This window comes from Azospirillum oryzae (assembly GCF_008364795.1).
Classification (GTDB): domain Bacteria; phylum Pseudomonadota; class Alphaproteobacteria; order Azospirillales; family Azospirillaceae; genus Azospirillum; species Azospirillum oryzae.
This window is the reverse complement of the sequence record NZ_VTTM01000001.1, coordinates 41,171-63,241: the sequence shown is the minus strand read 5'-3', so window position 1 is coordinate 63,241 and position 22,071 is coordinate 41,171. Positions and strand designations below refer to the sequence as shown.

18 protein-coding genes are annotated in these 22,071 nt (G+C 65.2%); 6 read left to right on the top strand and 12 right to left on the bottom strand.

Annotated features, from left to right (window positions below):
• Positions 1–33: 33 nt before the first annotated feature.
• From meaB to hisN, 8 genes are all read right to left on the bottom strand, one after another.
• The gene (gene meaB, locus FZ938_RS00300; protein WP_149196739.1) at positions 34–1,032 is read right to left on the bottom strand and encodes a methylmalonyl Co-A mutase-associated GTPase MeaB; all 999 of its coding nucleotides are present in this window, start codon (positions 1,030–1,032) and stop codon (positions 34–36) included.
• A gap of 262 nt (positions 1,033–1,294) precedes the next feature.
• Positions 1,295–2,935, bottom strand: coding sequence for an ABC transporter ATP-binding protein (locus FZ938_RS00295; RefSeq protein ID WP_149196738.1), 1,641 nt, complete (start codon positions 2,933–2,935; stop codon positions 1,295–1,297).
• A gap of 25 nt (positions 2,936–2,960) precedes the next feature.
• Positions 2,961–4,046, bottom strand: coding sequence for an ABC transporter permease (locus FZ938_RS00290; protein ID WP_149196737.1), 1,086 nt, complete (start codon positions 4,044–4,046; stop codon positions 2,961–2,963).
• Positions 4,046–5,155, bottom strand: a complete 1,110-nt coding sequence (locus tag FZ938_RS00285; RefSeq protein ID WP_149196736.1) for a microcin C ABC transporter permease YejB — start codon at positions 5,153–5,155, stop codon at positions 4,046–4,048. Before FZ938_RS00285 ends, FZ938_RS00290 begins: the two co-directional genes overlap by 1 nt.
• Positions 5,156–5,247: 92 nt before the next feature.
• Positions 5,248–7,098, bottom strand: coding sequence for an extracellular solute-binding protein (locus FZ938_RS00280; RefSeq protein WP_149196735.1), 1,851 nt, complete (start codon positions 7,096–7,098; stop codon positions 5,248–5,250).
• Positions 7,099–7,172: 74 nt separating this feature from the next.
• Entirely contained in the window at positions 7,173–9,035 is a 1,863-nt protein-coding gene (locus FZ938_RS00275) for an extracellular solute-binding protein (protein WP_149196734.1), read from the bottom strand.
• 92 nt (positions 9,036–9,127) lie between these two features.
• Positions 9,128–9,643, bottom strand: coding sequence for a hypothetical protein (locus tag FZ938_RS00270; protein ID WP_246457548.1), 516 nt, complete (start codon positions 9,641–9,643; stop codon positions 9,128–9,130).
• Between the two features lie 10 nt (positions 9,644–9,653).
• On the bottom strand, positions 9,654–10,436 hold the full coding sequence (hisN, locus tag FZ938_RS00265; RefSeq protein WP_149196733.1) for a histidinol-phosphatase: 783 nt from the start codon (positions 10,434–10,436) through the stop codon (positions 9,654–9,656).
• Between the two features lie 189 nt (positions 10,437–10,625).
• Here hisN and nudC point away from each other — a divergent pair, with 189 nt between their 5' ends.
• Entirely contained in the window at positions 10,626–11,534 is a 909-nt protein-coding gene (gene nudC / locus FZ938_RS00260) for an NAD(+) diphosphatase (RefSeq protein ID WP_149196732.1), read from the top strand.
• A 460-nt stretch (positions 11,535–11,994) separates the two neighbouring features.
• Complete coding sequence (locus FZ938_RS00255; protein ID WP_149196731.1) at positions 11,995–12,540, top strand: hypothetical protein; 546 nt, start codon at positions 11,995–11,997, stop codon at positions 12,538–12,540.
• Positions 12,541–12,997: 457 nt separating this feature from the next.
• On the opposite strand, the gene FZ938_RS00250 is transcribed toward FZ938_RS00255, so the two are convergent.
• From FZ938_RS00250 to FZ938_RS00240, 3 genes are all read right to left on the bottom strand, one after another.
• The gene (locus tag FZ938_RS00250) at positions 12,998–13,306 is read right to left on the bottom strand and encodes a hypothetical protein (RefSeq protein ID WP_149196730.1); all 309 of its coding nucleotides are present in this window, start codon (positions 13,304–13,306) and stop codon (positions 12,998–13,000) included.
• A gap of 254 nt (positions 13,307–13,560) precedes the next feature.
• Positions 13,561–14,427 carry a prephenate dehydratase gene (locus tag FZ938_RS00245; RefSeq protein WP_149196729.1) on the bottom strand — a complete coding sequence of 289 codons (867 nt, stop codon included), beginning with the start codon at positions 14,425–14,427 and terminating at the stop codon, positions 13,561–13,563.
• A gap of 81 nt (positions 14,428–14,508) precedes the next feature.
• A complete protein-coding gene (locus FZ938_RS00240; RefSeq protein WP_149196728.1) occupies positions 14,509–15,282 on the bottom strand; it encodes a 3-deoxy-manno-octulosonate cytidylyltransferase in 774 nt (257 codons plus the stop codon).
• A gap of 311 nt (positions 15,283–15,593) precedes the next feature.
• Between FZ938_RS00240 and FZ938_RS00235 the strand changes: the two genes are divergently transcribed.
• Entirely contained in the window at positions 15,594–16,133 is a 540-nt protein-coding gene (locus FZ938_RS00235) for a c-type cytochrome (protein WP_149196727.1), read from the top strand.
• Between the two features lie 103 nt (positions 16,134–16,236).
• Here the strand turns inward: FZ938_RS00235 and FZ938_RS00230 are convergent, their stop codons facing one another.
• Positions 16,237–17,103, bottom strand: a complete 867-nt coding sequence (locus tag FZ938_RS00230) for an NUDIX hydrolase (RefSeq protein WP_149196726.1) — start codon at positions 17,101–17,103, stop codon at positions 16,237–16,239.
• Between the two features lie 174 nt (positions 17,104–17,277).
• Here FZ938_RS00230 and FZ938_RS00225 point away from each other — a divergent pair, with 174 nt between their 5' ends.
• From FZ938_RS00225 to FZ938_RS00215, 3 genes are all read left to right on the top strand, one after another.
• A complete protein-coding gene (locus FZ938_RS00225) occupies positions 17,278–17,733 on the top strand; it encodes a response regulator (protein WP_246457547.1) in 456 nt (151 codons plus the stop codon).
• Positions 17,734–18,656: 923 nt separating this feature from the next.
• Positions 18,657–20,603, top strand: a complete 1,947-nt coding sequence (locus FZ938_RS00220) for a PrkA family serine protein kinase (RefSeq protein ID WP_149196724.1) — start codon at positions 18,657–18,659, stop codon at positions 20,601–20,603.
• A 134-nt stretch (positions 20,604–20,737) separates the two neighbouring features.
• Positions 20,738–22,030: a YeaH/YhbH family protein gene (locus tag FZ938_RS00215; RefSeq protein WP_149197631.1), complete on the top strand. Its 1,293-nt coding sequence runs from the start codon at positions 20,738–20,740 to the stop codon at positions 22,028–22,030.
• Positions 22,031–22,071: the final 41 nt, after the last annotated feature.

The following is a 22,071-nucleotide window of genomic DNA, read 5'->3' as shown; positions in this document are numbered from 1 at the left end:
GGATTTGTTGCGGTGCAGCATAAGCTGAACGGATTATGCTCGATCGGATTGGGCGAGGAAGCGCCCCAGAAGGGTGTGGGCGGCGGCGGCCGGGATGGTGGTTCCGGCGGTCACCTCCGCCTCGAGTCGCGCCAGATCGGCCCGCACGGCGGGGTGAGAGCGGAAACGGTCGATCAGCGTCTCGCGGATCTCACTCCACAGCCAGGCGCGGGCCTGCTCCGCCCGACGGGTGGCGCGGGCGCCGTTGGCTTCGGTCAGCGCCTTATGCTCGCCGATGGTCTGCCACACCGTGTCGATGCCGATCTTCCGGAAGGCGGAGCAGCTGAGCACCGGCACCCGCCAGTCGCCGTGGCGCAGCAGGGCCAGCGCGTGGCGGTAGTCGGCGACGGTGTGGCGGGCGGTGGCGGCGAGGTCGCCGTCGGCCTTGTTGACGACCACGAGGTCGGCCAACTCGACGATGCCCTTCTTGATGCCCTGCAGCTCGTCGCCGCCGGCCGGCAGCAGCAGCAGCATGAACAGGTCGACCATGTCGGCGACCGCCGTCTCCGACTGGCCGACGCCGACCGTCTCCACCACGATCACGTCGAATCCGGCGGCCTCGCAGATCAGCATCGCCTCGCGCGTGCGGCGGGCCACGCCGCCCAGCGTCGTCCCGGCGGGGGAGGGGCGGATGAAGGCGTTCGCCTCGCGCGACAGGTCGACCATGCGGGTCTTGTCGCCCAGGATCGAGCCGCCGGTGCGCTGCGACGACGGATCGACCGCCAGCACCGCGACCTTGTGCCCCAGCCCGATGACATGCAGCCCGAACGCCTCGATGAAAGTGGATTTCCCCACACCCGGCACGCCCGAGATGCCGAGTCGCACCGAGTTGCCGGTATAGGGCAGCAGTGCCGCCAGCAGCGCCTCGGCGGTTTCGCGATGATCGGCACGCGTCGATTCGATCAGCGTGATCGCACGGGCCAGCGCCCGCCGGTCCCCCGACCGGACGGCATCAGCGAGGCGGGCGGCGTCTTGCAGGGCGGTGTCGGTCATGGCGTCGGCGTCAGTCAGTGCGAGGGGAGCGGTACCCTAACCGCGGAGCGGTCCGGGATAAAGCTTTTGGCGGGGCGGCGGGTTGTCCCGGACAATGCGGTTCCGGGGGTGTGGGCTTTCCACGGATTTCACGGATGTGACGACCCGAAGCGGCAGTCTCCGGGTAAGGCCAAAGCGTCGCCACGTTCAGAAAAATCCGTGTCGAAATCCGTGAAATCCGTGGAGATCTTGCCCGCACAGCATGCACTGAGGGGATCGCACCCTACGTCCGCACCGCCGGCGACTCCACGGCTTCGAGGTTCAGGGCGGCGGCGAGCAGGGCGCGGGTGTACTCCTCGCGCGGGTCCTCGAAGATGCGCTGGGTCGGACCCTGTTCGACCACCTTGCCGTCCTTCATCACCATGACGTGGCTGGACAGCGCCCGCACCACCCGCAGGTCGTGGCTGATGAACAGATAGGCGAGGTTGTGGCGGGCCTGGATGTCGCGCAGCAGGTCGACGATCTGCGCCTGCACCGACATGTCCAACGCCGAGGTCGGCTCGTCCAGCACGACAAATTTCGGCTTCAGCACCAGGGCGCGGGCGATGGCGATGCGCTGGCGCTGGCCGCCGGAGAACTCGTGCGGGTAGCGGTTGCGGGCCTCGGGAGGCAGTCCGACCTCCTCCAGCGCGCGGGCGACCATCGCCTCGCGCTCCTTGCTGTCGCCGATGCCGTGGATGCCCAGCCCCTCGCCGATGATCTGGCCGACCGACAGGCGGGGCGACAGGCTGCCATAGGGGTCCTGGAAGACGATCTGCATCTCCCGCCTCAGGCCCCGCAGGCGCTTCGGAGCCCAGCCCTGGATGTCGGTGCCGTCGAAGCGGATGGCGCCCTCGCTGGCGTGCAGCCGCAAGAGCGCAAGGCCCAGCGTCGTCTTGCCCGATCCCGATTCGCCGACGACGCCCACCGTGTGGCCGCGGCGCACCGCGACATCGACGCCGTCCACCGCCTTGATATGGCCGACGGTGCGGCGCAGCAGGCCCTTCTTGATCGGGAAATAGACCTTCAGCCGGTCGGCGGCCATAACCTCCGCCGCGTCGTCGGGCGGGTTCAGCGGGTTGCCGCGCGGCTCGGCCGACAGCAGCTTCTGGGTGTAGGCATGGCGCGGGCGGATGAACAGGTCGTCGACCTTGGCCTGCTCGACAATCTCGCCCTGGTTCATCACGCAGACGCGGTCGGCCATCTTGCGCACCACGCCCAGATCATGGGTGATCAGCAGCAGCGCCATGCCGAAGCGGCTCTGCAGATCCTTCAGCAGCGCCAGGATCTGCGCCTGGATGGTGACGTCGAGCGCGGTGGTCGGTTCGTCGGCGATCAGCAGGTCGGGCTCGTTGGCCAGCGCCATGGCGATCATCACGCGCTGGCGCTGTCCGCCCGACAGTTCGTGCGGGTAGGCGGTCAGCCGCTTTTCCGGGTCGGGCAGGCCGACGAGGCGCAGCAACTCCAGCGTGCGGGTGCGGGCCGCGCCGGTCGATAGGCGCTTGTGCAGGAACAGGGTCTCGTTGATCTGCCGCTCGATGCTGTGGAGCGGGTTCAGCGAGGTCATCGGCTCCTGGAAGATCATGGCGATGCGGTTGCCGCGCACCTGCCGCAGCGTCCGTTCGTCGGCACCCAGCAGTTCGGTGTCGCGGAAGCGGATCGAGCCGGCGGGATGGTGCGCCATCGGGTAGGGCAGCAGCTGCAGGATCGACAGAGCCGTCACCGACTTGCCGGAGCCCGATTCGCCGACGAGCGCCAGCGTCTCGCCCTTCTGGATGTCGAAGGACACGCCCTTGACGGCCTGCGTCGCACCGGCGTCCGACCGGAAATCGACACGCAGGCCCCGCACGGACAGCAGGTCGGGATTGGGGGGCATAATGGTCATGTCGGACTCTTCACGGTCGTCATCGTCACTCCGCCGCCTCCTTGCGTGCGGCGGTCGCCGCGGCGGCCTCGCCCGGCATCGCCGTGGACATCTGGGCGATGGTCTTGCGCGGGTCGAAGGCGTCGCGCACCGCCTCGCCGATGAAGATCAGCAGGCTCAGCATGATCGCCAGCACGAAGAAGGCGGTCAGGCCCAGCCAGGGTGCCTGCAGGTTGGCCTTGCCCTGGGCCAGCAGCTCGCCCAGCGACGGCGAACCGGGCGGCAGGCCGAAGCCGAGAAAGTCAAGCGCGGTCAGGGTGGTGATCGAGCCGTTCAGGATGAAGGGCATGAAGGTCAGCGTCGCCACCATCGCGTTGGGCAGCACATGGCGCACCATGATTGTGACGTCGCCGGCCCCCAGCGCCTTGGCGGCGCGCACGTAATCCAGGTTGCGCGCCCGCAGGAACTCCGCCCGCACCACATGGACCAGCGCGGTCCAGGAGAACAGCAGCAGCAGGCCCAGGAGCCACCAGAAGGTCGGCGTCACCACGCTGGCCAGGATGATCAGCAGGAACAGGGTGGGCAGCCCCTGCCAGATCTCGATGAAGCGCTGGAACAGCAGGTCGGTCAGGCCGCCGAAATACCCCTGGACCGCGCCGGCGGCCACGCCGATGACGGACGAGAAGGCGGTCAGCACCAACCCGAACAGCACCGAGATGCGGAAACCGTAGATCAGCCGCGCCACCACGTCGCGCCCCTGGTCGTCGGTGCCCAGCCAGTTGTCGGCGGACGGCGGCGCCGGGGCGGGGACCGGCAGGTTGTAGTTGATGGTGCGGTAGCTGTAGGGGATCGGCGGCCAGACCATCCAGCCCTTGGAATTGATCAGGTCGCGGACATAGGGGTCGCGGTAATCGGTCTCCGTCTCGAACTCGCCGCCGAAGGTGGTCTCCGGGTAGGCGTTGAAGACGGGCCAGTAGTAGTGGTTCTCGTACTCGATCACCAACGGCTTGTCGTTGGCGATGAACTCCGCCCCCAGCGAGACGAAGAACAGCACCAGGAAGATCCAGAAGGACCAGAAGCCGCGGCGGTTCGCCTTGAAGTTGGCCAGCCGGCGCCGGGTCAGCGGAGTCATCACACCCTCCGCGATTCGAAGTCGATGCGGGGATCGACCATCACATAGGTGATGTCGCCGACCAGATTCATGATCAGCCCCAGCAGCGTGAAGAAGTACAGCGTGCCGAACATCACCGGATAGTCGCGATTGATCGCCGCCTCGAAGCCCAGCAGCCCCAGCCCGTCAAGCGAGAAGATCACCTCGATCAGCATGGCGCCGGTGAACAGGATGCCGATGAAGGCGCCGGGGAAGCCGGCGATGACGATCAGCATGGCGTTGCGGAAGACATGGCCGTACAGCACGCGGTTTTCCGTCAGGCCCTTGGCGCGGGCGGTGATGACGTACTGCTTGCCGATCTCCTCCAGGAAGGAGTTCTTGGTCAGCATGGTCAGGCCGGCGAAGCCGCCGATCACCATGGAGATCACCGGCAGCGCCATGTGCCAGAAGTAATCCAGAACCTGCTTGTACCAGGGCAGGTCGCTCCAATTGTCCGACACCAGCCCGCGCAATGGGAACCAGTCGAAATAGCGCCCGCCGGCGAACAGCACGATCAGCAGCACGGCGAACAGGAAGCTGGGAATCGCATAGCCGACGATGACGACGCCGGAGGTCCAGACGTCGAAGGGCTGGCCATCGCGCACCGCCTTGGCGATGCCGAGCGGGATGGAGACCAGATAAACGATCAGCGTCGTCCAGATGCCGAGCGAGATCGACACCGGCATCTTCTCGATCACCAGATCGACGACCCGGCGGTCGCGGAAGTAGCTGGTGCCGAAATCGAAGCGGATGTAGTTCGACATCATGTGGATGAAGCGTTCGTGCAGCGGCTTGTCGAAGCCGAACTCCTTCTCCAGCTGCTTGATGAAGGCGGGATCCAGGCCCTGGGCGCCGCGGTACTTGCTGCCGCTGTCGCCGCCGGCCTGGTTCTGGCGCTGGGCGGTGTTGGCGTCGCCGCCGGCCGAACCGCCGATGCGCGAGGTCGCCTCCACCGCCGTGCCCTGGACGCGGGCGATCATCTGCTCGATCGGGCCGCCGGGGGCGATCTGCACGATCAGGAAATTGATCACCATGATCCCGAACAGGGTGGGGATGATCAGCAACAGGCGGCGGATGATGTAAGCCAGCATCGCGGGTGTCCCGACCCTCCCCAATCCACAAAGGAAACGACAGCTTAGACCAGACCGTTCCACGTGTCAGAGCATTGTACGTCTCAGGCGGTTCAGGGTTCCGTGCGGCGCGCGCTGCTGGCCAGCTTGGCGTTCTTTTCCGGATCGACCCACCAGCTGTCCTGGAAGCCCAGGCCGTATTTGGGTGCAACCGCCGGATGGGAGAAACGGTTCCAGTAGGCGACGCGGTACACCGTGTCGTGCCAGTGCGGGATGACGTACCAGTTCCACAGCAGCACGCGGTCCAGCGCCCGGGTGGCGGCGATCAGCGACTCGCGGTCGGGGGCGGCGATCAGCGTCTCCACCAGCTTGTCGACCACCGGGTTCTTGATGCCGATGGCGTTGCGGCTGCCCGGCTGGTCGGCGCGCGAGGATTCCCAGTAGTCGCGCTGTTCGTTGCCGGGCGACAACGACTGCGCGAACCGCTCGATGATCATATCGTAATCGAAATTATCGGTGCGGTTCTGGTACTGCGCGCTGTCGACCACGCGGATCTGCGCCTCGATGCCGGCGCGCTCCAGATTGCGGACGAAGGGCTGGACGATGCGTTCCATGTCCGCCTGCACCAGCAGGATCTCGAAACGGAAGGGCTGGCCTTGGGTGTTGACCAGCTTGCCGTTCTTCAGCTCCCAGCCGGCGTCCTTCAGCAGGCCGAGCGCGGTGCGCAGGTTGCCGCGGATGTTGCCGCTGGCGTCGGTCTTCGGCGGCTCGTAGGACTTGGTGAACACCTCGTCCGGGATCTGGCCGCGGAAGGGTTCCAGCAGCTTCAGTTCGGCGGGAGAGGGCAGGCCGGTGGACGCCAGCTCGGTGTTGGCGAAATAGCTCTTGGTGCGCTGATAGAGGCCGTAGGACAGGTTTGCCCGCGTCCATTCATAGTCGAACAGGTAATTCAGCGCCTCGCGCACGCGGCGGTCCTCGAAGATCGGCCGGCGGATGTTGAACACGAAGGCCTGCATCCCCTGCGGGTCCTGGTGCTTGATCTCCTCCTTGACGATCTGGCCGTTCTGCACCGCCGGAACATTGTAGCCGGTGGTCCAGTTCTTTGACGAGTTCTCCAGCCGGAAATCATAGGCGCCGGCCTTGAACGCCTCGAACGCCACGTCGAGGTCGCGGTAATAGTCGTAGCGGATGCGGTCGAAATTGTAGCGGCCACGGTTGATCGGCAGGTCCTTCGCCCACCAGTCCTTCACCCGCTCGTAGGTGATGGAGCGGCCGGGCTGCACGTCCACCACCTTGTAGGGACCGCTGCCGACCAGCGGCTCCAGCGTCGTGGTGGCGAAATCGCGATTGGCGAAGGCGTGCTTGGGCAGCACCGGCAGTTGGCCCATGATGACCGGCAGCTCCGGATTGTTGCCATCCCGGAACGAGAATTTGACCGTGTGTTCGCCGGTCTTCTCCGCCTTCGTCACGTCGGCGTAATAAGTGCGGTAGAGCGGGTGGCCCTTCTCCCGCAGCGTGTCGAAGCTCCAGATCACGTCGTCCGCCGTGACCGGCTTGCCGTCCTGGAAACGGGCCTCCGGCCGCAGGGTGAAGGCGACCCAGGTATGGTCCGGCGCCACCGCGATGCTTTCGGCCAGCAGGCCGTATTCGGTGATCGCCTCGTCGCCGTTGCTGGTGGTCAGGGTCTGGAACGCCAGCCCGGAGCCGGCGGCGGCCTGTCCGCGCAGGATGAAGGGGTTCAGGTTGTCGAAGCCGCCGAAGGCCATCAGCTTGACCTCGCCGCCCTTCGGCGCGTCGGGATTGACGTAGTCGAGATGCTGGAAATCCGGTCCGTATTTCGGCTTGCCGTGCAGGGCCAGGGCGTGGCTGCCCTTCTCCTGCGCTACGACCGGAGTCGCCAGCAGCAGAAGCCCCGTCATCGCCGCTGTCATACCGGTGCCCAGCCACCGCATCCGACCCGTCATGCCCGATCCCCTCCCTCGCTTGTTTTCTCGAAAAGCGTTCAGCCTGATGGAGTTAGCCCGGCAATGGGGCGTCATCAAGGCTGCGCCGCCTTACCAGCCGGATCGACCCACCAGGTCGCCGGGAAATTGGTGCTGCGATAGTCCTGGTCGTATTTCGGCCAGACCGTGGGATGGGCCAGCCACGCCTTGTGGGCGATCCAGCTTTCCGGATTGTACCATTGCGGCACCATGTAGAAGCCCCACAGCAGAACGCGGTCGAGCGCGCGGGTCGCCGCCTGAACGCTGTCCAGATCCTTGGCGGCCAGCGCCTTTTCGATCAGCGCGTCGGCGACCGGGTCGTGGATGCCGGAATAATTCGCCGAACCCTTGGTGCCGGCGGCGGCGGAGCCGAAATAGCCGCGCAACTCAGTGCCGGGCGGGGTGAAGAAGGCGAGGTTGACGATGATCGCGTCGAAATCGAACTCGTCCAGCCGGGCCTGATACTGGGCGGTGTCGACAAGGCGCAAGGACGCGTCGATGCCGACGCGGCGCAGCGTCTCGACATAGGGCTGGATGACGCGGGTCAGCGCCCCGGTGCCGTCGAGGAACTCAATGGCCATCGCCTCGCCGGTCTTCACATTGGTCAGCTTGCCGTTGCGGACCTCCCAGCCGGCCGCTTTGAACAGGCGCGTCGCCTCGCGCACCTGGGCGCGGTTGTTGCCGCTGCCGTCGCTGGTGGGTAGCGTGAAGGGCTGGGTCAGCAACCGCTCGGACAGCTGCGCCTTGTAGGGGTCCAGCAGCGCCAGCTCCGCCGGGCCGGGTGGTCCCTTCGCCCCGAAATCGGAGTTGGGGAAGTTGCTGAGCGTACGCTTGTACTGGCCGTACAGGATGTTCTTCTGGATCCAGTCGAAGTCGAACAGCAGGGTCAGCGCCTCGCGCACCTGCGGATCGGCGAACTTGGCGCGCCGGGTGTTCAGGCGGAATCCCTGGGCGCCGAGCGGCAGTTCGCTCGGCACCTCCAGCGTCTTCACCCGGCCGTCCTTGACGGCGGGGAAGTCGTAGCCGGTGGTCCAGCGCTGCGCCCGGTATTCGCCGCGGAAATCATAGGCGCCGGCCTTGAACGCCTCGAACATCACGTCGTCGTCGCGGTAGAAGTCGTCCTTCACCGTGTCGAAATTGTAGAAGCCGCGGGCGGTCGGTTGATCCTTCGCCCACCAGTCGGCGACCCGTTCGTAGGTGATGGAGCGGCCGGGATCGACGGTCTTGATCCGGTAGGGGCCGCTGCCCAGCACCGGTTCCAGCGTCGTCTTGGAGATGTCGCGGCCATTGGCGGTCCACCAATGCTTGGGCTGCGGCGAGAAGGTCGTGGCGAAGTCGATGATCGGCTTGATCTCGCCCGTGCCGGTCAGGGTGATCTTGAAGCGGCGGTCGTCCAGCGCCTCCACCTTGGCGATGTGGTCGAGGAAGGACTTGATGAAGGGCGCGCCGTGGGCCTGGATCGCATCCCAGGTGAAGACCACGTCGGCGCTGGTGATCGGCGTGCCGTCATGCCAGTGGGCACCCTGGCGCAGCGTGAAGGTGGCCCAACCATAGTCGTCCGGCACCTCGACGCTTTCCGCCAGATGGGCATAGGCGGCGTCCAGTTCCCAGCCGGACCCGACCATCAGCGTGTCGGAGATCAGCCCCAGCGTGCGCGGCCGCACCCCGCGTAGGATCAGCGTGTTCAGGCTGTCGTAGGTGCCCGGCTGCGATTCGGCCAGCCCGATCGACCCGCCCTTGGGCACATCGGGATTGACGTGGGGGAAATGGGTGAAGCCGGGCTTGAACTGCGGCTCCCCGAACTGCTTCAGCGCGGTGACGGTCCTGGTGGTTGCCTGCGTCGCGGCCTGCGCCGGGGTCAGGGCGGCCGGCGCGGCAAGGGTCAGGATCGTGGCGGCAACGGCGAGAAGGCGGCGCATCGGCGGTCCTGTGTGGGGAGCGGACGTTCTGGTTAGATTGCCACGCCCGCGCCCCCGTCAAGCGCAAATCCAAGCGCAATTCCGGTTCAGCGTCAGCGGCTTTGCGAGCTTCGCCAGTGGTCGGCCATGCGGTCCATCAACTGGCGATAGCGGCGGTCGTCCCGCATCAGCCGGCGCACCGACTTCCCGTTGCGCGGGTCGGCCAGCATCCAGGCTTCCGCCGCCGCCTGATGCTCGGGATGGATCGACAGCAGGTAGATGGCCGCCTGTTCCGGGGACGCAATGGCCGTTTCCTTCAGCCCTTCCAGGATGGCGCCGACATAGAGCGGCAGGACCTTGCGGAAATCCTCCGGCCCGCCCTCCGCGTCGGCGGCATCGGACGGGACGCCGTCATCGGCCATCAGCGCGCGGCGTTCGGCCGCCGGCAGGGCGAAGAAGGCGTCCAGCCCCAGCAGCAGGTCGCAGACGGTCTTCTTGCGCACCATCCAATTCGACCCGCCCGACACCCGCGCGGCCAGGCCTTCCAGAAAGGGCCGCAGCTTTTCAGGGGACGTTTCGAAGACGGAACGGGCAGGCGGTTCGATGGAGGTCATCGTCGGGGCGGTCATCTCGGTGTCCTTAGCCGGCCAGCGCCTTCATGGCCTCCCGGTGGGTCAGAGGGTCGCCGGCGGCGATTACCCGGCCGCTGGACTTGGCATCGAGCGGCTTGCCCTCCCAATCCGTCATCAGCCCGCTGGCCCCGGTCACCACCGGCACCAGCGCCGCGAAGTCGTAAAGCTTCAGCCCCGACTCGACGACGAGGTCGTAATAGCCGGACGCCAGCAGGCCGTAGGTGTAGCAGTCGCCGCCATAGGCCGCCGTCTTCACCTTGGCGGCGACGCGGCGATAGGCGTCGTAATCGCTGCCGGGGAACAGGTCGGGCGAGGTGGTGCCGAACATGGCGGCGGCCAGCCCGCCGGGGCAGGGGCGGACGCGCACCGGCTGGCCGTTGTGGGTTGTCGGCCGGCCCTCCACGCCGATCCAGCGGTCGCCGACGATGGGCTGGTCGATGATGCCCATCACCGGGCGGCCATTGTGCAGCAAGGCGATCAGCGTGCCGAAGATCGGCCGGCCGGTGATGAAGGATTTGGTGCCGTCGATGGGGTCGATCACCCACACCCATTCGGCGTCCAGGTTCTTGGTGCCGTGCTCCTCGCCATAGATGCCGTCGTCGGGGCGCTGGCTTTCGATGATGGTGCGGATGACATGCTCCGCCTCGCGGTCGGCGATGGTGACCGGCGACGCGTCGGCCTTGTCGTCGATGGTGACGGGGGTGCGGAAATAGCGGCGGACGACGCTGCCGCTGGAGTCGGCCAACCGCTGGGCGAGCGCCACCATCGGGGCGGGGCAGGGTTCGGTCATGGTCGCTCCTTGAATCTGTCAGACTGGTTGCCGCATCCTACCGGTGCCCGCCCGCCCCGGAAACCCGAAAGCGCCCTGTGCAGGCTTTAGGCTTCGGGCTTCGTGTGGGGCGGTGCCTGCCGTCGCAGGACAGCCAAGCCACCGGGAGGGCTTTTCGCCCGGCACGGCTTGTGGCAGCCTCCATCAGCCATGACGAACCGACCCAACATCTATGCCGCCGCGCCGGTCGACCGCGCCTCCCTCCGCCGCAAGGACGAGGATTGGCTGACGGAGGCCTGGCTCGCCCCCGCATCCCGCGTCCTGCCGGTCTGGCAGACCAAGAGTTTCGTTGCCGGTCCACTGGATGCGCCGCGCGCCGTCCTGTTGCCGGCGGAAGGGCTGGATGCGGTGCCGATCTTCCTCGGGCTGATGGAGGATGGCGCCCCGCTCTTCACCGTCGACCTGTCGATGGTGGAGGAGCCGGACGTACTGCCGGCATTGCAAGGCCACGGCCGGTTCGAGGATCTGCGCGTGACCGGACCGCTGATGCCGGAAGGGGAGGCGGCGCTGTGCGCCTATGCCCGCGGCATGGTGTGGTGGAACGCCCGCCACCGCTTCTGCGGGGTCTGCGGCTCCCCGGCCGCGTCGGCGGAAGGCGGCCATGTGCGGCTCTGCACCAATCCCGACTGCGCCACCCACCATTTCCCGCGCACCGACCCGGCCGTCATCATGCTGGTCCATGACGGCGGCGACCGCATCGTGCTGGGCCGCCAGAGCCGTTTCCCGCCGGGCATGCATTCGGTGCTGGCTGGCTTCCTCGAACCGGGCGAAAGCCTGGAGGACACAGTCGCCCGCGAGGTGTTCGAGGAGGTCGGGCTGACGGTGACCGACATCCAATACCGCTCGTCGCAGCCCTGGCCCTTCCCGTCGTCGCTGATGCTGGGCTTCACGGCGCGGGCCACCAGCATCGACATCGACACCGGCAACGACGAGCTGGAAAGCGCCCGCTGGTTCGACCGCGACTTCCTGCGCACCCACACCCCGGACGAGACCTTCCGCCTCGCCCGCGCCGACTCGATCGCCCACCGCCTGATCCGGGAGTGGTTGGCGGAGGGGTGAAGGACCCGAGTTTGAGGCGAGTATAAGAAAAGGCCGGCATTGGGTGGGCCTTTTCATCTTCTCTGCCGTTGAACCTGTTCCGCGCTGCAATCCAAAGAATGAGTTCGGCGAGTGCCGGTTGCTGATGCAGCTCTGATTCCTGCCGTTTACAGCGCCAGTCTGTTTTCCCCGATCCAATTCTGATCGCTGCTGAGCTGTGAAATACAGATACAGAAAGCGGCCAAGGCGGAAAATATTGTATTTTGCGCAAATGTTTTTATTCGCAACCCCTTGAGTAATGGGAAGTCACGTCAATTCATATGTACAGAAATGAAGCGCGTTTAAAAGTAATACGTATGAATGAAGCGATGTGCTCAATGTTTATTTTGTTGATGGCGGGTATGTTGCCGATTAAATTGGTGCAAATCCAATTACTGCCGACAAGCAGTCCTATTCGAATTTGTTTTGATGGAGAAATAGAATGGCCTCTATTCTCGGTGTTCATAGCAATGTCTCTGGCGATAAGAATGGGTTAATCGCTGGTCACGCCTGGATTTCGGTGACAATAGACAAGAAAACAACAAATTATGGACTGTGGCCGGACGATAACGGTGAAGTTATGAAGAGAAAAGAAGGAGATCCAAATAAATCAGATGTTCGTGTGGGATACGAAGACTCTTATGTTGCGGTGTCGAGCAGATACTATCAGCTTTCTGTCCAGCAAGAAGCAAAGCTTAGCCTTATACTTTCTAAAGCGTCAACCTGGGCCACAACGAATAACTGTTCTTCTTGGGCGCATGATGTAATAATGGAGGTTGTAAAAGAAGATGTCGATGCCGATGATTGGCTTGGTATCGAAACGCCTCGTGAGCTCGGCAGAAATATTGATATTCTTGAATTGAAAGATCCGACATCAATCAGCAAGCCGAAAATATCTTTCCGATACACCAACATGGAGGTTTATGTACACCAGTCCGGTTATATGAGAGGATATAACCATGCGAAAGGTAAAGCGTTCGTTTCGTGAGGTAAAAGCAAATGGTTAAAATGCTGCTTCTTCACATTTTGTTTGATGGTTGGAAGTTAGCTCTGTCGCTGCTGTTGTGGATTATCGCTTCATATATAAGAGATGAGATTGGAATGCGCCTGCCGAGCGGCGGGCAGCAGAATTCCTTTCCATATGTCTCTGTGATTATTACGCTAACCAATGTCATTATAGCATGGATTCTGGTGTCTTTCTTTCTAGAGCTGATTTACGACATTTACACAAAGAGGTAGGATTATTCGCCGCGCAAGTTTTTTGCGTGGACCGTTGATGAAAACACCCTGACCAATTAAGATGCCGGTCAGTTGGAAATGTCGCTGCACATGATCGTTGGCACCCGCGATGTCTTTATCAGGGGTGCCAACGACCAACAATCCAACGGTGGTTTGTTTGGGAGCCGCCGGATTCGACGGTGTTAACCTTCCGGTGCAATGTTCCCTCAATGCCGCCGTTGCGACCCTGCCGCGCGGGCTGGGGAGCAGCGGCGGTCGAAGGGGTTGGGGTGGCGGGTGCAGGTGTCGTTGTAGAGCGTCATCAGCGAGGCCGCTTCTGCCGGACGGCGTCGATCGGCGCTGCAAAGATTGTCCCACACCATCTGGCGGACGGCGGCGTCGCCCCAGGGCTCGTGCAGAAGCGAGGCGCCCTTTTCCAGGGCGGTCATGAAGGGGAGATGTTCGTGGGCGGCGATCTGCGCCACTTCCTCCGCCTCCAGATTAGCCAATCCCAGGCAATCGTCCATCGTGAGCATGGCAACCTCCATCCGTGGCGCCATGGCCGTCGGCGGGGTTTCACCCGTCAGCCGCCGTGGTGTCTTGTTGTATTCGTAGGCTTATGACTCCGGTCCTTGCCGGTCTTTACTGTATAACAACTTTCGCTAATCATGCCCAGCACCTGCCGGACGCGGCCACGGCTAAGTCACGTCACTGCGGCGGAATGACGCGCGACTTGACCGCGGTTGCGAAAAGACTTGCGGCGTTGCGGGAGAGAGACGCGGCGAGGGTATCAGTCCTCGCCGACGCGCTGGCTTTCCTGATAGCGGAACGGGTTGGCCGGATAGACGCCGAGGATCTTCACCTCGCGGGCGAAGAAATCCAGCTCCTCCAGGGCGAGGCGCAGCGGGCGCTCGTCGGGATGGCCCTCCACGTCGGCATAGAACTGGGTCTGGGTGAAATGGCCGCCGACCATGTAGCTTTCCAGCTTGGTCATGTTGACGCCGTTGGTGGCGAAGCCGCCCAGCGCCTTGTACAGCGCGGCCGGCACGCTGCGGACGCGGAAGACGAAGGTGGTGATCGTCTTGCAGGAGCCCAGCGCCGGCAGCTTCGGCTCGCGCGCCAGGATCAGGAAGCGGGTGGTGTTGTGGGCGGCGTCCTCGATCCCGCTCTTCAGGATGTCCAGCCCGTAGATTTCCGCGGCCAGTGACGAGGCGATGGCGGCATGGCGCGGGTCGTTCATCGCCGCGATCTCTTTCGCCGCCCCCGCCGTGTCGGCATGGTTGATCGCCTGCAGCCCCAGCTCGCGGATGGCGGTCTGGCACTGGGACAGCGCCTGGATGTGGCTGCGCACGGTCTGGATGCTGTCCAGCGTGGCGCCCTTCGGCGCCAGCAGCTGGTGGTTCACCCGCTGGAAATGCTCGCCGATGATGTGCAGTCCGCCTTCCGGCAGCAGGTAATGGTTGTCGGCGACGCGGCCGGCGATGGAGTTCTCCACCGGAATCATCGCAAGCGAGGCCCGACCCTCGCGCACCGCCGAGAAGGCGTCCTCGAAGGTGGCGCAGGGCATCGTCGTCATGGTCGGCCGCGCATTGCGGCAGGCCAGATCGGAATAGGCGCCGGGGAAGCCCTGGAAGGCGATGATGTTGGACGTGGGCATGGACGAAGTTCCCCCGGCGAATCTTTATTGAGGCTGGTTGGTCAGGCTATCGGCCAGCCTTGCGGCCGGAAACATCAGGTTTCAGCCGCCCTTGCGGGCGGAGAGGAGGGCGCAGGCGCGCTCCAGGTCGGCGGGAGTATCGACACCCAGCGGAACCGCGTCAACGACCGCCGCGTCGATGCGCATGCCGTTCGACAGGGCGCGCAGCTGCTCCAGCCGCTCGCGCTGTTCCAGCACCGAGGGCGGCAGCGACACGAAACGTTCCAGCGCCGCCCGGCGATAGGCGTAGAGGCCGATGTGGTGATAGAGCGGCCCGTCGCCGGTCGGCGCGGTGGCGCGGGTGAAATAGAGCGCGCGGCCCTGGCGGGCGCCGGGCGGCAGTTCCAGCACCGCCTTGACCACGTTGGGGTCGCTGATCTCCTCCTCCCGCGTGATCTCGACGACCAGCGTGGCAATGTCGACCTCCGGATCGGCCAGCGGGGCGAAGGCGGCGCGCACGCTCTCCGGCTCGATGGTCGGCAGGTCGCCCTGCACATTGACCACTGCGTCGTGCCGCCCCTCCGGGTCGATCAGCCGCAGCGCCTCGAAGATGCGGTCGGAGCCCGAGGGATGATCGGGGCGCGTCAGCACGGCGGTGCCGCCGGCGGCCTCGACGGCGCGGGCGATCTCCGGCTCGGCACAGGCGACCACCACCGGGCCGATGGCGGCCTCCATGGCGCGGCGCAGCACATGGACGATCATCGGCGCCCCCAGGATGTCGGCCAGCGGCTTGCCGGGCAGCCGGGTGGAGGCCATGCGCGCCGGGATCACCACGATCGGGTTGACGGGACGGGTGGGGCTGGAAGCGGTCGGCATGGCGCGGAAGCTCCGGTGGTAAAGGCATCAGGTCCGCCAGAGCGGGCCAGAGGGCATTGGCGCGGGTGAAACATGGACGCCGGTGCGGCGTCAAGTGCCGGTATGACCCGAATGGAGGGCGTTTTGCAGTGCAGCGTGATGCGCAAGCAAATTAAGAGGTTGGTGACTGCGACAAATTTGTATGCGACCTTTTTTCGCGGTCCGCCGGGCTATGACAAGCTTCGGACCGCGGGCTATGGTAACCGCGGCGCGTTCGGCCGCGGGCGGGAGAAACGCCGAGTGTACTGAAATAGGGAAAAAAGGGGCTCTCAATGAGCATGGAGTGGAACAAGGTTTTCGGCGCCGTGCTGCTGGCCGGGCTGATCGCGATGCTGGCCGGATTCGCGTCCAAGGTGCTGGTTCATTCGAAGCCGCTCGAACAGAGCGTCTATGTCATCGCGACGCCCGAGGGGGCCAGCGCGCCCGCCGACAAGGGTGCCGCTCCCACCGGTCCGGCGCCGATCGCGCCGCTGCTCGCCGCCGCCAGCCCGGAAGCCGGCCAGAAGGTCGCCAAGGCCTGCGCCGCCTGCCACGGCTTCGACAAGGGCGGTTCGGCCAAGGTCGGCCCGAACCTGTACGGCGTCGTCGGCGGTCCGAAGGGCCACATGCAGGGCTTCAGCTATTCCGATGCCCTGGTCAAGACCGGCGGCACCTGGACCTATGACGAGCTGAACAAGTTCCTCTACGACCCGAAGGCCTATGCTCCGGGCACCAAGATGACCTTCGCCGGCCTGAAGAAGGACGACGACCGCGCCGCCGTCATCGCCTACCTGCGCTCGCTGGCCGACAGCCCGCAGCCGCTGCCGCAATAAGGCTGCCGCAGTCAGGGTAAAGACACCGGGCGCCGCCGCGGCCGGAAGAAAACGGCCCCGCTCTCGCAAGAGGGCGGGGCCTTTTGTTCGACCGGAGTCGGGCCTATCGCCGCAGGCCGCAGGCGATCTCCAGATAGTCGGGGTCGTTCTCCGGGGTCAGCCAGCCGTGGCGGACCAGGAAATCGATCACCACGAGGTTGACGTTGAACTTCCAGTCGCCGGTGCCGCGCACCGAGTCGGCCACCTTGTCCAGCGGCCAGAGTTCGAAGCACTCCACCTCGCCGTCGGTGTTGACCGGGGTGACGCCGGGCGGAAGCTCCAGGTCGTAGACGAACAGGCGGTCGCGCTTCAGACCGGCCGGCGTCTCCATGGTGTAGCTGATGGCGCCGACCGGCACGGCGCGCCGCGCGGTCTCGGCGTCGAGCCCGGCCTCCTCCGCCGCCTCCTTCTCCAGATTCTCGGCCAGCGTCAGGCCGATGGGCTGGCCGCCGGCGATCAGGTTGTCGAACTGGCCCGGCGCCACCTCGCGGTCGCGGGCGCGGCGGCCGACCCACAGCAGCAGGCCGCCGGCCCCATTCCCGCCGGCCTCGTCGCGGACAAAGCCGTTGATGTGCAGGCCATAGGCCTCGATGCCGAAGGCGCCGACCGCGGCGCGGTCCAGTCGGGCCAGCGGCTCCGCCCCCCAGCGCGGCAGGATGGGGTAATATTCGCCGCGCAACGCCTTGACCGTACCCCGCTCCACCAGATAGGCGGCGGCATGGTCGAGCAGGGTGGAGCGCGCTTCGAAGTCCCGGATCTCGGGCGCGATGGTCAACCGGTCGGCGGTGACGACGAATCCGGGATCGACGCCGGGCAGCGCGTCGGCCAGGGCGTGGCGCACCCAGCCCACGGTGTGGCCGTCCAGCTCGAAGGGGCGGAAGCCGGACAGGTCGTGCGCGTTGCACGCGCGGATGTGATCGAGGAAGCTCATGTGTCCCATCTAAGCGGGGCCGGTGGACCGGCGCAACCGCTCATCCAGGGCAGTCCGCCCCTCTTGTTTTTGGATATCTTGCGCGGCCCTGGTTGCCATCGTACACAGGTTCAGTCACGAAATGACCCCCGGTGCCAGTCCGCCGCGGGTGGTTCAAGCGAAAGGGCGGGCGTGGTGGCTGACCGATCGGCTGAGGATGCTGCTGAAGGCGCTGGGGCAGGCGGGACGGAGACGCCGTTCGGCGCCCTGTCGGTCCTGGTGATCGAGGACGAGTCCTTCACCCGCATGGTGTTGGCGAAGATGCTGGGCACGCTGGGCGTCAAGGCGGTGCACCAGGCCGCCGACGGCGAGTCGGGCCTCGCCGCCGTTGCCGCCCACTCTCCCGATCTGGTGCTGTGCGACGTGGAAATGCAGCCGATGGACGGCCTCGGTTTCGTCCGCGCGCTCCGCGCCGGCGGCGAGCCGTACCGGCAGGCCCTGCCGGTGGTGTTGATGAGCGGCCGTGTCGACGGCGACCGCGAGGCCCAGGCGCGCGACGGCGGCGCCGACGCGGTGCTGGCCAAGCCGGTCACCCCCGCCAGCCTGCGCGAGGTCCTGGCCATGGGGCTGGGGACCAGCCTTCCGGCCTGAGCGGGCCTTGGCCGAAAGTCTCGTCTACCGCCTGTGATTGTCGCTCCCCACGGCGGCGGCCGGCCGGGCGCGACCCCCTCCGTAAAATTTCCCACCCCGTGGCAAGCTTGCCAAGTTGTTGAAACAATTCGGTAATCCAGCGGTAGTCCCCCACCGCGCCGCATGGGCGCCGCATCCTCACCCAATTTCCGCCTTGTTGATGGGGACGATTGGGACGCAACATGATCTCAAAGAGGTATTGGGGCGAAGTGCTGCGGAGCACCGGCCATGCGATACGGCCAGCCGCAATGTCGCTTGCGAGATTTTGTTAAGGTTTGGAGTTCAGCATCGACGGTAAATCCCTGCGCCGTGCTTGGTCGAGGCGGCGCGCTTGCTTGAGGAGGCCGATGGCGTGATCAAGAGGGCCCGATCGAACCGCAATGGATCGACCAGCACTGGGCAACTCTCCCCGACCGGACGGGCAACGACGACTGCCGCCGGATACACGCCGTCTCTCTTCAATACCGTCACAGTCCAATCGCCGAACCTTCCGCCGCACGCGCGGCCAACACGCGCGTTGGTTGAGCAGGTGCGCTCGTCGCACCCACACTGGCCGTGGGACCTAGGTCCTATGGCTGAGGACGGCTTCACGGCGGGCTTTCCGGCTATGGAGCCTGAGTGCCTGGAAAGCTCTAGGTGGAGCATTACATTCAAAAATGACTCGTTCGGGGGTTGCCGCGTCGCAGGACGGACGGCTCCCGGCCTTCACAGGACCGTTCCTTACACCAGACCGCTGGCTTCTACCGCTGAGCGGGGAGGCTGTGGACCCGACGAGGTCCGCGTCTTCCCTGGAGTGCCCCATGGATCGCGGCATGCGCCGCGGCCTGCCGCCGCAGCCACCGGCGGCGCCCCGGCGCATCGGACCAGATAAGACGGAGCGACGAATGTTCCCGGCCGACGAACTGTTCACGCGCTACACGCAGAATTACGAGACCCGCCGCGAGACCGAGATGTCCCTGATGGACTATCTCCAGCTGTGCCGCGACGACCCCATGTCCTACGCCTCGGCCTCCGAACGCATCCTGGCCGCCATCGGCGAACCGGAGGTGGTCGACACGGCCCGCGACCCGCGGCTTGGCCGCATCTTCATGAACCGGACCATCAAGGTCTATCCCGCCTTCTCCGAGTTCTACGGCATGGAAGAGACGATCGAACGGATCGTCGGATTCTTCCGGCACGCAGCCCAGGGCCTGGAAGAGCGCAAGCAGATCCTCTACCTGCTGGGCCCGGTCGGCGGCGGCAAGTCGTCGCTGGCGGAGCGGCTGAAATCGCTGGTGGAGAAGTGCCCGATCTATGTCCTGAAGGCCGGCAAGGAGATCAGCCCGATCTTCGAAAGCCCGCTCGGCCTGTTCAACCCGGACGAGATCGGCGACGAACTCGAGGAACGCTTCGGCATCCCGAAGCGCCGCCTGACCGGGCTGATGAGCCCGTGGGCGGTCAAGCGCCTCGACGAATTCGGCGGCGACATCAACCGCTTCAAGGTGGTGAAGCTGCATCCCAGCAAGCTGCGCCAGATCGGCGTGACCAAGACCGAGCCGGGCGACGAGAACAACCAGGACATCTCGTCGCTGGTCGGCAAGGTCGACATCCGCAAGCTGGAGATCTACAGCCAGAACGATCCCGACGCCTACAGCTTCTCCGGCGGCCTGAACCGGGCGACCCAGGGCATGCTGGAATTCGTCGAGATGTTCAAGGCCCCGATCAAGATGCTGCACCCCCTGCTGACCGCGACGCAGGAGAGCAATTATGTCGGGTCCGAGAATATCGGCGCCATCCCCTTCCAGGGCGTGATCCTGGCCCACTCCAACGAGGCGGAGTGGCAGACCTTCAAGAACAACAAGAACAACGAAGCCTTCATCGACCGCATCTGCGTCATCAAGGTCCCCTACTGCCTGCGGGTGGCGGAGGAGCAGAAGATCTACGAGAAGCTGGTCCGCAGTTCCGATCTGGCGACGGCCCCCTGCGCCCCGGCGACGCTGGAGATGCTGGCCCGCTTCTCGGTGCTGTCGCGCCTGCGCGAGCATCCGAACAGCAGCTTCTACAGCAAGATGCGGGTCTATGACGGCGAAAGCGTCAAGGAAACCGATCCCAAAGCCAAGTCGATGCAGGAGTACAAGGATCAGGCCGGCGTCGACGAGGGCATGGGCGGCATTTCCACCCGCTTCGCCTTCAAGGTGCTGGCTTCGACCTTCAACTACGACTCCACCGAGATCTCGGCCGATCCGGTCCATCTGATGTATGTGCTGGAACAGGCGATCCGGCGCGAACAGTTCCCGGAGGAGACGGAGAAGAAGTACGTCGAGTTCATCAAGGCCGAACTCGCCCCGCGCTATGCCGAGTTCATCGGCAACGAGATCCAGAAGGCCTATCTGGAATCCTACTCCGACTACGGCCAGAACCTGTTCGACCGCTACGTGGACTATGCCGACGCCTGGATCGAGGATCAGGACTTCAAGGATCCCGACACCGGCCAGCTGATGAACCGGGAGCTGCTGAACCAGGAGCTGACCAAGATCGAGAAGCCGGCGGGCATCGCCAACCCGAAGGACTTCCGCAACGAGGTGGTGAAGTTCGCCCTGCGCGCCCGGGCGGCGAATGCCGGACGCAACCCGTCCTGGACCTCTTACGAGAAGATCCGCGAGGTCATCGAGAAGCGGATGTTCAGCCAGGTCGAGGACCTGCTGCCGGTCATCAGCTTCGGCTCGAAGAAGGACGGCGAGACCGAGAAGAAGCACACCGAGTTCGTCTCGCGCATGATGACGCGCGGCTACACCGAGCGGCAGGTCCGCCGGCTGGTCGAGTGGTACATGCGGGTGAAGCAGGCGGGCTGAGTTCAGTAGACTGCGGGGGTGCATAATTGCCGCGGGGCGGGGTGTTGCAACGCCCTGCGGCGACCCCACTGTCATAGAATGCTGTCAGAGTTCGAAGGCCGCGTGACGAAACGGGTGGGAGGGCCAGCCCCTTGATGAACATCATCGACCGTCGCCTGAACCCGCAGGGCAAGAGCCTGGCCAACCGCCAGCGCTTCCTTCGCCGTGCCAAGGAACAGGTGGTCAAGGCGGTCCGCGACGCCTCGGGCAAACGGGGCATCCAGGATATCGAGAACGGCGAGAAGGTGACGATCGCTGCCGGCGGGGTGCGCGAACCGTCCTTCCACCGCGCTGCCCAAGGCGGGGTGCGCGACTATGTCGTGCCCGGCAACAAGGAATATGTGGAAGGCGACACCATCCAGCGCCCGGACGGCGGCGGTGGCGGCCGTGGAAGCGAAGGCAGCGCCGACGGCGAGGGCGAGGACGAGTTCCGCTTCGTCCTGTCGCGCGACGAATTCCTCGACATCTTCCTGGAGGATCTGGAGCTTCCCGATCTGGTGAAGCAGAAGGTCAAGCAGTCCGAATCGCACACGCTGACGCGGGCCGGCTATTCGGTGTCGGGATCGCCCGCCAACCTCAATCTTGTCCGCACCATGCGGAACAGCCTGTCGCGCCGCATCGCGCTGAAGCGCCCCAAGCGCGACGAGATCCGCGAGCTGGAGGAGATGCTGCGCGAGGCCGAGGAGGCCGGCGAGGATGCCGACCAGATCCAGGCGCTGCGCGAACAGCTGGAACACATCGTCCTGCGATCCAAGCGCATTCCCTTCATCGATCCGATCGACGTCCGCTACAACCGGTTCGAATCGGTGCCGAAGCCGATCGCCCAGGCGGTGATGTTCTGCCTGATGGACGTGTCCGGTTCGATGACCGAGCACATGAAGGATCTGGCCAAGCGCTTCTTCATGCTGCTGTACCTGTTCCTGCGGCGGCGCTACCGCGCGGTCGACATCGTCTTCATCCGCCACACCCACGAGGCCAAGGAGGTCGACGAGGAAACCTTCTTCTACTCCACCGAAACCGGCGGCACCGTGGTCTCGACCGCGCTGGAGGAGATGCAGAAGGTCGTGCAGGACCGCTATCCGCACAATGAATGGAACATCTACGCCGCCCAGGCGTCGGACGGCGACAACATGTCGTCGGACAACGCCAAGTCGTCGACCCTGCTGCGCGACGTGATCCTGCCGATGTGCCAGTATTTCGCCTATATCGAGGTGGCGGCGGAACACAACATGGGCCTGTCGGCGCTGGGCCGCGAAACCGAGTTGTGGCGTACCTACAAGCAGGTGCAGAGCCCGGAACGCCCGCTGGCGATGCGCCGTGTCCGCTCCCGCCGGGAGATCTTCCCGGTCTTCCGCGAGCTGTTCGCCCGCGAAAAGGCGGGGGCGTAAGGGGACAAAGGGAAATCACCGCCCCATCCCGTTTTGGGGGG